We start from the raw sequence: 14,355 nt of genomic DNA on the forward strand, positions 1-14,355 counted from the left end.
CGTGCAGTCAGGCCTATACATGTTCATCCTTTCTCATTCGGAGGGGCAGTGGGTCTGCGCAGCGGTTAATTTGGGGGTTTTAAAGGCATGTCTCACTTTTCCAAACTCGGTCTGGATGCATCTGCGGTACTTGACGCCCTGAACCGTTCGCAGGCCATCATCGAATTCGATCTGACCGGGAAAATTCTGAAGGCGAACGACAATTTCTGCAAAGCGGTGGGTTATCAGCAGTCCGAAATCATCGGACGGCACCACAGCATGTTTGTCGCTCCCGAAGAGGCTGCCAAAGCGGAATACAAGGCGTTCTGGGCGAAACTCTCGCGCGGCGAATATGATCAGGGTCAATATCGGCGCCGGGCAAAAAACGGCGACGAAATCTGGATCGAAGCTTCCTATAATCCCGTCTTTCGTTTCGGCAAACCTTACAAGATCGTCAAGGTTGCAACCGATATCACCGTGATCAAGCGCAAGAGCATGGAAGATGACGGCAAGCTGGCCGCTCTCTCCCGCGCGCAGGCCATGATCGAATTTACACCAGATGGGAAGATCCTCAGCGCCAACGAGAATTTCCTAGCGGCGGTTGGTTACACGGCGCAGGAAATTGTAGGCAAGCATCATTCGATGTTCTGTGAGCCAGCTTATGCCCAGTCCCAGGAATATCGCGATTTCTGGCAGGAGCTAAGGAGCGGCCGTTTCGCTGCCGGGCAGTTCATGCGGCTCGGCAAGGACGGCAAACGCGTTTTCATCCAGGCATCCTATAATCCGATACTGGATGAGCAGGGCCGTCTCCTGAAGGTGGCGAAGTTTGCCTTCGATGTGACGGACCGCATGTATGCCGTGGAAGAGCTTGGCGCAGCGCTTGAACGGCTCTCCCAATGCAACATCCGCGTCACGCTGGACAAACCGTTCGTGGGTGAATTTGAGAGCCTGCGGCGCGATTTCAACAAGTCCATCGCCGAATTCCAGAAGACGCTGGAGAATGTTCTCGGCCAGACGGGCGATCTCACCCGCAGCAGCCAGGAAGTCAGCGAGGCTTCCGTCAATCTGGCCGAACGTTCGCGCGAGCAGGCCGTAGCGCTCGAAGAAACCTCTGCGGCACTGGAGGAAATCACGGCGACGGTTCGTTCTTCCACGGAAAACATGAAAGAGACGCGCAAGCTGGTTCAGAGTGCACGCACATCCACCGCGGCCTCGACCGAGGTCGTTGAGCGCACGGTCAAAGCCATGCAGCGCATCGAGACAGCATCGCGGGAAATCAGCCAGATCATCGGTGTTATCGATGAGATCGCATTCCAGACCAACCTTCTGGCGCTGAATGCGGGTGTGGAAGCCGCCCGCGCGGGTGAAGCCGGCAAGGGCTTTGCCGTGGTGGCGCAGGAGGTGCGCGAACTTGCACAGCGTTCCGCCGGTGCCGCCAAGGAAATCAAGGCGCTGATCAACAATTCCGGCAGCGAGGTCCTCGAAGGGGTCAGGCTCGTCGGTGAAACGGGCGAAGCGCTGAAGCAGATCGACGCGCTGGTCAGACATATTGACGGCAACGTTGACATGATCGCCAAGGCAGCGGACGAGCAGGCCGTCGGCATCAGTGAGATCAACAAGGCGGTCAACCGGCTGGACCGGATGACGCAGGAAAACGCCGCCATGAGCGCACGCACCACCGTAATCAGCACCACGCTCGCGCAGGGTGCGGATGCATTGGCCCAGCTTGTCAGCCTGTTCAAACTGAACCGCCGCACGGTTCAGCGTGAGGATGGCGCCTCTATACGGTCTGATTTTTCGACAGCCGCTCGGCAAGATCAGGAAGTCGGGCGCGCCGCAGCATGAAGGGAGCCGGCTTTCGCCGGCCCCGCTTATTGCTGATCATCAATTGAGGCGGATGCCTGTGATAGGGCATCTGCGCGCGGTTATCCCCGCAAGGCCGGGCGCGTGATGCCGAGGTGGTCGCGCAATGTGGAGCCCTCGTATTCCCGTCGGAACAGGCCGCGTTCCTGCAAGAGCGGTACCACCTCGCGATTAAACTCCTCCAGACCGCCGGGGAAGAAGGGCGGCATGACGTTGAAGCCATCGGCTGCGCCGTTTTCGAACCATTGCTGCATCCTGTCGGCAACATCGCTCGCCGTTCCCATGACGATATGGTGGCCACGGCCTGCCGCGACGCGCAACGCCAGTTCTCGGATCGTGAGCTTTTCGCGCCGTGCCAGCTCGGTCAGCAACTCGGCGCGGCTGCGCAACTGGTCGGAGATGGGAAGTTCGGGCAGAGGCCCGTCGAGATCATAGTCGGCCAGGCTGTGGCCTATGCGCTCTTCGAGCAGCGGCATCGCGCTCTTGATGTCCGTCCAGCGGTTCAGTTCCTTCAGCTTTTCACCCGCCTCCTCGAAACTCCTGCCGATGATCGGCATGAAGCCGGGCATCACGGCAACGCTGGCCGGGTCGCGGCCGAATTTTTCGACGCGCGCCTTGAGGCTCGTGTAGAAAGCCTGCGCTTCGGAAATCGCCTGCTGGGCGGTGAAGACGATATCGGCGGTGCGTGCGGCGAGATCCTGACCCGGACCGGAGGAACCGGCCTGGATGAGAACCGGATGGCCCTGCGGCGAGCGCGGAATGTTGAGCGGTCCCTTGACGGTGAAATATTTGCCTTCGTGGTTGAGAACATGGACTTTCTCGGGATCGACGTAGCGGCCCGCCTGCTTGTCCTTGATGAAGGCGTCGTCATCCCAGCTGTCCCAAAGGCCGCGAACCACGTTCACATATTCTTCCGCCACCGCATAACGCTCGTCATGCTCCGGGTGGTCCTTGGAGAAATTCGCTGCCGTTCTTGCGTAGGAGGTGGTGACTATATTCCAGGCCGCTCGACCATGACTTAAATGGTCTATGGAGGCGAAGGCGCGAGCCGTGTGATAGGGCTCGCCATAGGTGGTGGAGGCGGTTGCGGCCAGCCCGATCTTCTCCGTCACCATTGCCAGCGCGGCCAGCAGGGTCAACGGCTCGAAACGTGCGATCATCGAAGGATGGGCGTCGACGCCGCTGGTCAGGCCGTCAGCCAGGAAAACCATGTCGAATTTCGCCGCTTCGGCCATTTTCGTTACGCGGGTGAGCAGATCGAGGTTTTCGCTGCCGGCCTCCGCATCGGGGTGACGCCAGCCGGAAACGTGGTGTCCGGCACCCTGCAGGAAAAGGCCGAGATGCATCTGTCTTTTGCGGGTCGTGGTGGTCATGGGAATCATGCCTTCATGTCAGTCGAGTTATATTGGCGATACCAGAAGCATTTCGAGCTTCCTGAGGTCGGCTGCGGTTTTCATGGACCGCACCAAGGCCGGGATACCGGCGAATTTTTCACTGCCGCCGGTCGCGTCGGCAAATTTTTCGGCCGGGTCATCAATGCCGGGAAGCCCGTCGACGCGGCGCGATAGCACCGTACCATCCTTCTTCGTGACATCTATTACCACGAAACGGGTGGTTGGGTCTGGCGACAGGCGGCGAGCGGTCTCGTCATGCCGGCGCGAGACTTTCGCAGAAAGGCCGAGCAGGTCGGCGCGTGCCGGGCGTTCGTCGAAATGGCCGATCCCCAGTGACCCATCCGTCAGCGCCGCAGCGAACACATATTCGGGGCTGAAGCGCGCGTCTATACCGGTTGCGGGCGTGGCAGGGCCGACAAGCGCGGCATCGCCGCCGGGCGGGAAGGTGATGGTGACTGCCTCGATTTCTTCCGGCTGCAGATCATGGGTGCTGCGCAGCGCCAGCGCGCCCACGGCGACGGGGTGTGCCGCGGTACAACACGGGAAGGCCTTGAGAGTCAGGCCCGGCGAGACGATCTGCCAGGGTGCGCCCCAGCCGGAGAGAACACGCTTCGGCTGCTCGGCGCCGAAGGCGAAGGCCGAATAAAAGCCGATGGAATTTTCCATAAAATCCGGCGCGCCCTGAAAGCCGGATCGTGCCAGCCGTGCTGCGGTGAGGCCGGCACGCGTGGCGAGCCCCGCATGGAGCGGCTTGGCGTCATAACCGAATTGCAGGCGAAGCCCGGCCGATTGCGTGGCGGCGAGGCCGAGCGCCACGGCCGTTGTCTGCGGATCGAATTTCAGCAGATGGGCGATCGCCGCCGCGGCACCCATGGGGCCAAGTGTGGCGGTGGCGTGGAAACCATTTTCGTAATGTCTGGTGCCGAGCGACAGGCCAATGCGGGCCATGGTTTCCAGCCCGACGATATAGGCGGCGATGAATGCATCGGCCGTCGAGCCTTCCTCGACCGCAACAGCCAGCAGGGCTGGAACAATGGCGACGGTGGGGTGGCCGCGCACACTGCCATGGACATCGTCGTAATCAAGCACGTGACCGGCATGGCCGTTGATAAGGGCGGCGGTGAAGGCATCCGTACGCAGATCGTGGCCGACGATGCCGGCTGCGCCTTGCGTGCCTGAGGTGAAGGTGTCGATCAGGATTTTCGTGCTCCTGTCGGCAGCGCCGCCCAGCACGCAGGCAAAGAAATCGATCAGTGCCGTGCGGGCAATGGTGACCGCCTCATCATCGTGTAGCGGATCGGAAGCGGCAATGGCTCCGGCAAGACGAAGTGTGAGTTTTTCCTCCGCGACCATGGCATCAGATCCCTTCGCCGTCATTCACGCGCGCGCCCTGTCCGCCGAGACCCTTGACGAAGGCGTTGATGCGCGGATTGGTCGACTTGTAGAATATGTGCTCCGGCGTGCCCTGATCGACGATCAGGCCGTTTTCGGTGAAGACAATTTTGTCGCTGATTTCTTCGGCAAAGCGCATTTCGTGGGTAACGAGAATGCTCGTCATGCCATCGTTGACGAGGTCGCGGATGACGGCGAGCACTTCCCCAACCGTTTCGGGATCGAGTGCCGAGGTGACTTCATCGAACAGCACCAGCTCCGGCCGCATGGCGAGCGCGCGGGCGATCGCCACGCGCTGCTGCTGGCCGCCGGAAAGCTGGCCGGGATAGGCGTCGACCTTCTGGGACAGGCGGACCTTTTCCAGCAATTCGCGGGCATGGCGCTCCGCTTCCGTTTTTGGCGTACCAAGTATCTTGATCGGCGCGATGGTGATGTTTTCCATCACCGTCAGATGCGGGAAGAGGTTGAACTGCTGGAACACGATGCCGATCCGCTTGCGCAGCGCGATGCGCTCGGCCTCGGTCTTCAGCTGGTCTACTCGCGTGCCGCCAACGGTGATCTTGCCCGATTGCGGAATGAGGAGGCCGTTGATGCAGCGCAGGATGGTGGATTTGCCGGAGCCGGAAGGGCCGATGATGGAGACGGCGTCCCCCTTGTTGACGGTGAGATCAATGCCTTTCAGGACCTGGTTGTCACCAAAAGCAAGATGGATTGCTTCGAGTTCAACAAGCGGCTGGGCGTTTTGGGCGATGGATGCGGACATGGCTTGTTCCAATCAGCGGGAAGCGAAGCGCCGCTCGAGGCGCTGCGTGAAACGGGAGACGGGATAGCAGAACAGGAAGAACGCCATCAGAACGGTGAGATAGACCACGACGGTGAAATCGTTGCGCTGCACGGCGGTGCTGGCGTCGGTCGCGGCGTGAAGAAGCTCATGTACGCCGACCAGCGAGGCAAGCGCCGTGCCCATGGTGATCGATGCGTAGAGGTTCATCCACGGCGGCAGGGAGCGTTTTATGCATTGCGGCAGGATGATCCAGCGCAGTGTCTGGTTGCGCGAAAAGCCCAGCCCCTGAGCGGCTTCCCATTGCGCTGTCGGAATGGACTGGATGGCGCCGCGGGTGATTTCGGCGATATGGGCGCTGGCCGGAATGGCAAGGCCCACAACCGCCTTGATCCAGTCCGGAAAAGGAATGTAGTTGCCAAAGGCCACGATCTCGAAGGGGAAGATGTAAGTTGCGGCAAAGATCAGCACCAGATGCGGGGCATTGCGGAAAATCTGCACATAGGTCAGTGCCGGTGCGCGAACCAGACGGTAGGGCGCAAGCTCCATGATGCCGAGAAGAACGCCGATAAATGTGCCGATGGCGATTGCCAGAATGCTTATCAGCACGTTCATGGCAAAACCCTTGGCGAGATAGGGCAGCCATTCCAGCAGCACCTGGCCGAGCGACGGATCGAGGACCAGCCACAGGATGACGGCAACCAGGACGCCCAGCAGCAGAATGGTGCCGAAAGGCGGCTTCTTCACCGCCCGTGTTGGAGAAACCACCGCACTCATTGACCGAACCCCGGAACCGCAAGACGCCGCTCAAGCCAGAGACCGGCCCTTGCGACGATGAAATTGATGACGCTGAAGAAAACGAGGATAACGATCATCAGCTCGACCACATTGTCGCGCTGCGTCCAGATCAGGATGGAAGCATAGGTGATCTCACCCACGGCGATTGCAGAGCCGACCGTGGTGAGCTTCACCAGATTGACGAGATTGTTGATGATGGAGGGCAGCGCTGTGCGGATCGCCAGTGGAAACTCCACATAACGCAGAATCTCGAAGGAGCTGAAACCGATTGCACGCGCTGCCTCGATTGTGGTGCCGGGCACCGCCTCAATGCCGCCGCGCAGCGCTTCGGCATGGAAGGCGGCAATGTGCAGCCCCGTGACCGCAACGACCCAGAAAAACGGTGTCAGCGGATTGTTCTGCGCGCCACCCAGCGCATTGGAAATCAGCATGTTGAGCACGAGGAAACCACACATCAGCTGTACCAGCGTCGGCGTGTTGCGCGTCAGTTCCACATAGGCGCGCACGGGACCGGCGAGCCAGGTCTTCCCGGACGTGAGCATTGCGGCGAAAATGAAGCCGAAGACGAGGCTGAGCGGCAAGGTGACGGCAACGAGGATCAGCGTCATCTTCATGCCGTCGAGCCAGATCTGAACCTCATAGCCGCTGTTCAGAAAATCATAGTTGAGGCCAAGATGCGCGGCCAGTTCTATGAAGCGCGCTGTAAATGAATTCTGCATTGGAAATCCATGCTGTTATTGCGGGTGCCGCCACGCGGGCGGCGCCAGAATGGCCTGCCATTATAAAGCAGAAAAGAACGGCAGGTGAACCGGCCGTTCCTGATGATCATGCGAACCATCTCTATGCCATCGTCCTCGCCACGTTGCGGCGTGACGGGGGATGACAGGAAAGCCCTGCGCCTGACCTTTACTGCGCGGCGGACAGCTTCTTCTGCTGTTCTTCCATATAGCCGATGCTCGGCAGACGGTTTGCCTTGGCGAATTCCAGCATCTTGCCGGAAGCGTGCAAATCCTTGACGATCTTGTCGAGAGCGGCCTGCGTGTCGCTTTCACCCTTGCGCAGCCAGATCACGGAATCCGACGGTATGAGATCTGTGGGGATGAGGATGCCGTAATCCTTCCACTCATCAGCGCGGTCCTGAAGCATCAGGCTCAGCGTGCCGTTGACGTGAACGGACACATCGCAATTGCCACCCTTCAGCGCCAGCAGCGATTCCGGCTGGCTCGGCAGCGCCTTTACCTGCGCGCCATATTGCTCGATCAGCGGCTGAGTGTAGTTGGAACCCTGAGACACGCAGGCGATCTTGCCTTTCAGGTCGGACCAGTCCTTGATGCCAGAGTCTTTTCGACCGATGGCGGCGCCGCCCTGACGGTCATAGGGAGTGGGCACGTAGTCGAGCGTTTTCGCACGTTCTTCGGTGTACTGCATGTTGGCGATAAGAATATCGACCTTCCCCTGCTGCAGGAACTGCACGCGGTTTGGCGGGGTCACGGTCTCAGTCACCAGTTCAACGCCGAGACCTGCGGCGAGCGCCTTGGCGACGTCGATGTTGAGGCCCTTCTGCTCCTGCGTTTTTGGATCGATAAAGCCGAAAGGAGCACCGGAAAGAATGACGCCGACGGTGAGCTTGCCGCGACCCTTGATGCGGTCAAGCGTTGCATCCGCGTGAGCGGTGGTTGCCAACGAGGCGATGACAACGGTTCCGGCGATGAGTTTCGCGGCAAACTTGGGGAGGGAGAAGGCCATGGGTATTTCCTTTTGCTTGTGGCTGGAACCTACATGACGGACTTGCAGAGAGCGAGAATTGGCATTGCGCAAAAAATACTATGAATAGAAACGAGTTCCAATAATGTTGTCGGGCAGAAAAAATATCCTAATAATTTAAAATCGTAGAATCTTGTTCTTTAGGTTTCAGCGGTGTGCGGCTTGTTTCAACCAAGAGGCGAGAAGCAAGCCGCACTGCGTTTCAATTATCGTCCGGCATTATAGGCCGCGATTGCTGCCATGTTGACGATATCGCTGTCCTTGGCCCCCATCGAGGTTATCTGCACCGACTTGTCGAGGCCGACGAGAAGAGGGCCGATGACGGTCGCACCGCCCAATTCCTGCAGCATCTTGGTGGAGATGGAGGCAGAATGGATGGCGGGCATGACCAGCACATTGGCGGGGCCGGAAAGGCGCGCGAAGGGATACTGGCTCTGCATGCGGTGATGGTTCAGCGCCACATCCGCCGACATTTCGCCATCGACCTCGAAATTGACGTTGCGCTTGTCGAGAATTTTCACCGCCTCGCGCACCTTGTCGGAGCGTTCGCCGACCGGCTGGCCGAAGGTAGAATAAGCGAGCATGGCAACGCGCGGCTCGTAACCGAAACGGCGGGCGAGGCCGGCTGCCTCCTCGGCGATATCGGCAAGGTCCTCGGCATTTGGCATGTCGTGCACGGCCGTGTCGGCCACGAAGACGGTGCGGTTGCGCGAGACAACCAGGGACACGCCGATGACGCGATGGCCGGGCTTGGTGTTGATGCAACGGCGGATATCTTCCAGCGCCGTCGAATAATTGCGCGTCACGCCCGTTACCACCGCGTCAGCATCGCCCATCGCCACCATGCAGGCGGCGAAGTGGTTGCGGTCGTTGTGGATCAGGCGCTGCACGTCGCGCAGCAGGAAGCCGCCGCGCTGCAGCCGCGCATAGAGGTAATCGATATAGGCATCGACCCGGCTGGAGAGGCGGGCATTGGTAATTTCGATATTGGCGCGGTCGAGATCGATACCGGCCCGCTCGGCATTTGCCTTGATGATATCGTCACGGCCGAGCAGGATGGCGGTGCCAAGCCCTTGAGCGGTAAACGAAATCGCCGCGCGCATGACCTGTTCTTCTTCCGCTTCGGCAAAGACCACGCGTTTGGGCGAACGACGCACACGCTCGTAAAGGCGTTGCGTGGTCGAGGCCATCGGATCACGGCGGGCCGAAAGCTCGCGGGCATAGGCGTCGAGATCGGGAATTTCGCGCTGGGCGACGCCGGTTTCGATAGCGGCTTTTGCCACGGCGACAGGAATGGCCGAGATCAGGCGCGGATCGAACGGTACCGGAATGATATATTGCGGCCCGAAGCGGGGGCGGTTGCCCTGATAGGCAGCGGCCACGTCGTCGGGCACGTCTTCGCGAGCCAGATCCGCCAGCGCCTGCGCGGCGGCGATCTTCATGGCATCGTTGATCTGGCGGGCACGCACATCGAGTGCGCCGCGGAAGATATAGGGGAAGCCGAGGACGTTGTTGACCTGGTTCGGGTAGTCGGACCGTCCCGTCGCCATGATGGCGTCATCGCGGATGCGGGAGACTTCTTCCGGTGTGATTTCCGGGTCGGGATTGGCCATTGCAAAGATAATCGGCTTCGGCGCCATGGAGCGGATCATTTCTTCGCTGAACGCGCCCTTCTGTGAGAGGCCGAACACCACGTCAGCACCCTTCATGGCTTCCGCCAGCGTGCGATTGTCGGTTTTCACCGCATGCGCGGATTTCCATTGGTTCATGCCCTCGGTGCGGCCCTGATAGATGACGCCCTTGGTATCACAGAGCGTGATGTTTTCCGGGTTGAAACCCATGGCCTTGATGAGGTCCATGCATGCGATTGCGGCCGCACCCGCGCCGTTGCAGACGAGCTTGGTGGTCTTGAAGTCACGTCCGGTCAGTTCGATGGCGTTGATCAGGCCGGCGGCGGCAATAATGGCGGTGCCGTGCTGGTCGTCATGGAATACGGGAATATCCATCAATTCGCGCAGGCGGCTTTCGATGATGAAACATTCCGGTGCCTTGATGTCTTCCAGATTAATGCCGCCGAAAGAGGGGCCGAGGTAACGCACGCAATTGATGAACTCATCGGCGTCTTCGGTATCGACCTCGAGATCGATGGAATCGACATCGGCGAAACGCTTGAAGAGGACCGACTTGCCTTCCATCACCGGCTTCGAGGCCAGCGCGCCGAGATTACCCAGCCCGAGGATCGCGGTGCCGTTGGAGATGACGGCCACCATGTTGCCGCGTGTCGTATAATCGTAAGCGGTCGCCGGATTTTCGGCGATGGCTTTCACCGGCACGGCCACGCCGGGCGAATAGGCGAGTGACAGATCTCGCTGTGTTGCCATCGGCTTCGTCGGGGTGATTTCCAGCTTGCCCGGCCTGCCTTCGGCGTGGAAATCCAGGGCTTCCTGATCCGTAACCGATGTTCTTGTGCTGGCGGGCTTGGTCGTGTCGGACATGGGCTGTGTGTGCTTTCGTGTCTATAACAATGTAAAAATATCCGCCGTTGTTATTGTATTTTTCGCGCGCCTGCCAAGCCTTGAATGTTGTTCAGTGCAGCAAATTTAAGCGGGATGAAATTTGCGGCCGATTCAATCGATTAATTCCGCGTCCCGCTTGTCAACGGCTCAGTCTGTAGGCTCGGCGGGCCATATTCACGAAGGCTTCGACATGCAGGGCAAACGCGCCGCGCCTGACGAGCAGCACGCAGTCGGACCATGCCTCCGCGCTATCGAGTGACACGGCGGCAGTGCCCCTTGCGGAAAGCACCGTGCTTTCCGGCAGGATGGAAATGCCCGCACCGGCCTCCACGAGCGCGAGAATCGTATTGACGTTGGCGATGCGCATCCCGACTTGCGGCGTGCAGCCGGCATCTTCGAAAAGCGAAAGCGCGCTGCTGCTGAGGCCGAGGCCAATCTCGTCAACCGGCAGCAGCAGTTTTTCGTGCAGGATATCGCTGACGGAAACCTGCGGGCGCTTGGCGAGTACGTGACGTTCCGGCAAAGCGACGCAAAGCCTCGAGCGGTCGAACGGCATGGTTCGCAAGGACTGCGGCAGCGTGGGAAGAGGCGCGCGGATGAATGCAACGTCGGTCTCGCGGGTCGTCACCTGCTCGATCAGCTGTTCCATTGTCATGCCGGGCAACAGTTCAAGCGTCACGTCTGGGTGCTCGTCACCATAGAGGGTAATGAGCGCGGGTAGTTTACGCTCGGCCATGACACTGGTGCCGTAACCGATGCGCAGCGTGCCAAGCTGGCCGCGGCGGATCTGCTGTGCCCTTTCCAGCGCACTTTTGGTTCGTGCAAGGATTTCTTCCGCCTCGATGAGCATGGACTGACCGGCCGGGGTAAGTTCCACACCGCGATTGATGCGGTGAAAGAGCTTGAAGCCAAGATTTTCCTCCAGCTGTCGAATGCGCTGGGTGACGGCGGGCTGGGCAATGCCGAGCTGCAGGGCGGCGGCACGAAAGTTTCTCGCCCTTGCCGCTTCCACGAATATCGTGAGTTGACGAATATCCATCCGGAGATTTCTTTGTTTTGTCGGGTGTGATGTGATATAAGCATAGCTTATCGAAATTGCCCAGCTTGCGCATTGTCATCTTGTCGCAGGCGACGTTATACCGCAGCCAGTGTTTCGATCGTCTTTGCCGCTTTGCAGGCTTTGATGGGAGAAACCGGGGAGGATTTGTTCAAGCATCTTGCCCGCCGTCCATGGGGCCGGCGGTTACCTGCAGTGAATGGGTCACGCATGACAGTCACGACGGAAGTCTTCCCCACCATTGTTCCCCGTTCAGCCGCGCCGCCATCGGCGCATCTTCGCCTGGCCATTGCGGCCGCAGGCTGTCCCGGCTTCGCCGGACACTGAACAATCACCGGGCTTCAGCCTTTTGGGGCAGCTCTTCTAACCGGACATTCTTTCATGGATAATCCAGCAACTTCTTTATCGCTCCCGGCCAGATTGTGGCTGTTGGTGCTCGGCGCTGTCATCGTTGCCGCAGGCCTGTTCTTCGCCATTGGCGGTGGCCAGCTTGTGGCCCTCGGCGGCAGCCTCTATTTCGTCACGGCGGGCATCGCGCTCATCGTCTCGGGCCTGCTCATCCTGCTGCGCAAGCCTGCCGGTGCGGTTCTCTTCGGCCTTGTCTTCGTCCTCACCGGCATCTGGGCGGTGTGGGAAGCCGGATTGCATTTCTGGCCGCTCATTTCACGCCTTCTCGCGATGGGCGTCGGTGCCATTGTCGTTGCGCTCTCCTATCCTCTCTTGCGTCGCGCGGCCGGCAAGGCTCCGGCATACGGCGCCTCTTTCGCCATTGCCGCCATTCTCGCCATCGCCACCGGCGCGGGTTTTGCCGGCATGTTCGTGCCGCACCCCACCGTCGCCTTCAATGGTGAACCGGCAGCCCTGACGCCTGTCACACCGGAAACGGAGCAGAAGAACTGGGAACATTACGGCAATACATCCGGCGGCAGCCGCTTTGTCGCTCTCGATGAAATCACGCGCGACAACGTCAAGAACCTCGAAGTCGCATGGACCTACCATACCGGCGACACTCCGATCAGCCCCGGCGCGAACGGTGCGGAAGATCAGGAAACGCCGCTGCAGGTTGGCGACACCGTGTTCCTGTGCACGCCGCATAACAATGTCATCGCTCTTGATGCAGATACCGGCGCAGAAAAGTGGAAGACGGAAATCAACGCGAAATCTTCCGTCTGGATGCGTTGCCGCGGTCTTGCCTATTTCGACGCCAAGGCGCCGCTGAAGCAGCCGACCGCACCGGGCTCGACGCCGGTTACCCCGGCGGTGGTGGCCGAGGGCGCGCTTTGCCAGCGCCGCATTCTGATGAACACCATCAATGCGGAACTGATAGCGCTCGATGCCGACACCGGCGCGTTTTGCCCTGACTTCGGCACCAATGGCCGCGTCGACCTGAAGATCGGTCTCGGCGATGCGCCGGACCCGCAATATGTGTTGACCTCCGCACCTACGCTTGCCGGCACGACTGTCGTTGTCGGCGGCCGTATCGCCGACAACGTTCAGGTCGATATGCCCGGCGGTGTGATGCGCGGTTTCGACGTGGTGACGGGCGCGCTTCGCTGGGCCTTCGACCCCGGCAACCCTGATATTACCGGACTTCCGCCCGAGGGACAGACCTACACGCGTTCCACACCCAACGTCTGGGCGTCCATGTCCTATGATCCGGAGCTGAACACTGTCTTCATGCCGGTCGGCAGCCCTTCGGTGGACTTGTACGGCGCGACGCGCACACCGCTCGACCATAAATATGGTGCTTCGATGCTGGCGCTCGATGCCACCACCGGTCGCGAAAAATGGGTCTACCAGACGGTTCATAACGACCTCTGGGACTTCGATGTGCCGATGCAGCCAAGCTTCGTCGATTTCCCGAAAGCGGATGGAACCACTGTTCCGGCACTGGTTTTCGGCACCAAGGCGGCGCAGATCTATGTTCTCGACCGGGCGACAGGCCAGCCGCTGACCAAGGTTGAAGAAGTTCCGGTCAAACCCGCCAATATTCCCAACGAGCGCTACGCGCCGACACAGCCACGCTCGGTCGGCATGCCGCAGATCGGTGCGCAGACCCTGACGGAAGCGGACATGTGGGGCGCGACCCCGTTTGACCAGCTTCTTTGCCGCATTGCATTCAAGGGCATGCGTTATGAGGGCCTTTATACGGCGCCGGGCACGGACCTCTCCCTGTCGTTCCCGGGCTCGCTCGGCGGCATGAACTGGGGCGGTCTTTCGACGGACCCGACCACGAACACGATCTTCGTCAACGACATGCGCCTCGGTCTCTGGATCCAGATGCAGGAAGCGGCACCGACCAAGGCTGTCGCGAGTGGCGGCGAAAGCGTCAACACCGGCATGGGCGTCGTTCCCATGAAGGGCACGCCCTATGCGGTGAACAAGAACCGTTTCCTGTCGGCTCTCGGTATTCCCTGCCAGGCCCCGCCCTATGGCACGATGACCGCTATCGACATGAAGACCCAGAAGATCAAGTGGCAGGTGCCCGTGGGCACTGTCGAGGATACCGGTCCGCTCGGCATCAAGATGGGCCTTCCGATCCCGATCGGCATGCCCACGCTCGGCGGCACGTTGGCCACGCAGGGCGGTCTCGTCTTCATCGCCGGCACGCAGGATTATTATCTGCGCGCTTTCGATACGGCGACCGGCAAGGAAGTCTGGAAGGCCCGCCTTCCGGTCGGCAGCCAGGGCGGCCCGATGAGCTACAAGTCCCCGAAGACCGGCAAGCAATATATCGTCATCTCAGCTGGCGGCGCACGCCAGTCTCCTGACCGCGGCGACTATGTCATCGCCTATGCATTGCCGGGCTGA

General features: G+C 60.3%; 10 protein-coding genes. 2 read left to right on the top strand and 8 right to left on the bottom strand.

The window, feature by feature from the left end; all coding sequences use genetic code 11:
• Window positions 1-87: 87 nt before the first annotated feature.
• Complete coding sequence (locus tag HQN82_RS20960; protein WP_173615820.1) at window positions 88-1,824, top strand: methyl-accepting chemotaxis protein; 1,737 nt, start codon at window positions 88-90, stop codon at window positions 1,822-1,824.
• Between the two features lie 80 nt (window positions 1,825-1,904).
• Here the strand turns inward: HQN82_RS20960 and HQN82_RS20965 are convergent, their stop codons facing one another.
• The 8 genes from HQN82_RS20965 to HQN82_RS21000 all read right to left on the bottom strand — a co-directional run bounded on the left by HQN82_RS20965 (window position 1,905) and on the right by HQN82_RS21000 (window position 11,526).
• On the bottom strand, window positions 1,905-3,224 hold the full coding sequence (locus HQN82_RS20965; protein WP_173615821.1) for an LLM class flavin-dependent oxidoreductase: 1,320 nt from the start codon (window positions 3,222-3,224) through the stop codon (window positions 1,905-1,907).
• Window positions 3,225-3,242: 18 nt separating this feature from the next.
• Entirely contained in the window at window positions 3,243-4,589 is a 1,347-nt protein-coding gene (locus HQN82_RS20970; RefSeq protein ID WP_173616034.1) for an MmgE/PrpD family protein, read from the bottom strand.
• Window positions 4,590-4,593: 4 nt separating this feature from the next.
• Complete coding sequence (locus tag HQN82_RS20975) at window positions 4,594-5,391, bottom strand: amino acid ABC transporter ATP-binding protein (RefSeq protein ID WP_004438459.1); 798 nt, start codon at window positions 5,389-5,391, stop codon at window positions 4,594-4,596.
• 12 nt (window positions 5,392-5,403) lie between these two features.
• A complete protein-coding gene (locus HQN82_RS20980) occupies window positions 5,404-6,186 on the bottom strand; it encodes an amino acid ABC transporter permease (protein WP_006698607.1) in 783 nt (260 codons plus the stop codon).
• The gene (locus HQN82_RS20985; RefSeq protein WP_173615822.1) at window positions 6,183-6,926 is read right to left on the bottom strand and encodes an amino acid ABC transporter permease; all 744 of its coding nucleotides are present in this window, start codon (window positions 6,924-6,926) and stop codon (window positions 6,183-6,185) included. The genes HQN82_RS20980 and HQN82_RS20985 overlap by 4 nt, the downstream gene beginning before the upstream one ends.
• A 187-nt stretch (window positions 6,927-7,113) precedes the next feature.
• On the bottom strand, window positions 7,114-7,953 hold the full coding sequence (locus tag HQN82_RS20990; protein WP_173615823.1) for a transporter substrate-binding domain-containing protein: 840 nt from the start codon (window positions 7,951-7,953) through the stop codon (window positions 7,114-7,116).
• Window positions 7,954-8,177: 224 nt separating this feature from the next.
• Complete coding sequence (locus tag HQN82_RS20995; protein ID WP_034498268.1) at window positions 8,178-10,466, bottom strand: NADP-dependent malic enzyme; 2,289 nt, start codon at window positions 10,464-10,466, stop codon at window positions 8,178-8,180.
• 160 nt (window positions 10,467-10,626) lie between these two features.
• Window positions 10,627-11,526 carry a LysR family transcriptional regulator gene (locus tag HQN82_RS21000; protein WP_173615824.1) on the bottom strand — a complete coding sequence of 300 codons (900 nt, stop codon included), beginning with the start codon at window positions 11,524-11,526 and terminating at the stop codon, window positions 10,627-10,629.
• A 399-nt stretch (window positions 11,527-11,925) separates the two neighbouring features.
• Here HQN82_RS21000 and HQN82_RS21005 point away from each other — a divergent pair, with 399 nt between their 5' ends.
• On the top strand, window positions 11,926-14,355 hold the full coding sequence (locus HQN82_RS21005; protein ID WP_173615825.1) for a glucose/quinate/shikimate family membrane-bound PQQ-dependent dehydrogenase: 2,430 nt from the start codon (window positions 11,926-11,928) through the stop codon (window positions 14,353-14,355).

Source organism: Agrobacterium pusense, assembly GCF_013285525.1.
Lineage (GTDB): Bacteria > Pseudomonadota > Alphaproteobacteria > Rhizobiales > Rhizobiaceae > Agrobacterium > Agrobacterium pusense.

Excerpts from the sequence above, each read along its gene's own strand:
- HQN82_RS20960 (WP_173615820.1), top strand. The coding sequence starts at position 88 with ATGTCTCACTTTTCCAAACTCGGTCTGGATGCATCTGCGGTACTTGAC.
- HQN82_RS20965 (WP_173615821.1), bottom strand. The coding sequence starts at position 3,224 with ATGATTCCCATGACCACCACGACCCGCAAAAGACAGATGCATCTCGGC.
- HQN82_RS20970 (WP_173616034.1), bottom strand. The coding sequence starts at position 4,589 with ATGGTCGCGGAGGAAAAACTCACACTTCGTCTTGCCGGAGCCATTGCC.
- HQN82_RS20975 (WP_004438459.1), bottom strand. The coding sequence starts at position 5,391 with ATGTCCGCATCCATCGCCCAAAACGCCCAGCCGCTTGTTGAACTCGAA.
- HQN82_RS20980 (WP_006698607.1), bottom strand. The coding sequence starts at position 6,186 with ATGAGTGCGGTGGTTTCTCCAACACGGGCGGTGAAGAAGCCGCCTTTC.
- HQN82_RS20985 (WP_173615822.1), bottom strand. The coding sequence starts at position 6,926 with ATGCAGAATTCATTTACAGCGCGCTTCATAGAACTGGCCGCGCATCTT.
- HQN82_RS20990 (WP_173615823.1), bottom strand. The coding sequence starts at position 7,953 with ATGGCCTTCTCCCTCCCCAAGTTTGCCGCGAAACTCATCGCCGGAACC.
- HQN82_RS20995 (WP_034498268.1), bottom strand. The coding sequence starts at position 10,466 with ATGTCCGACACGACCAAGCCCGCCAGCACAAGAACATCGGTTACGGAT.
- HQN82_RS21000 (WP_173615824.1), bottom strand. The coding sequence starts at position 11,526 with ATGGATATTCGTCAACTCACGATATTCGTGGAAGCGGCAAGGGCGAGA.
- HQN82_RS21005 (WP_173615825.1), top strand. The coding sequence starts at position 11,926 with ATGGATAATCCAGCAACTTCTTTATCGCTCCCGGCCAGATTGTGGCTG.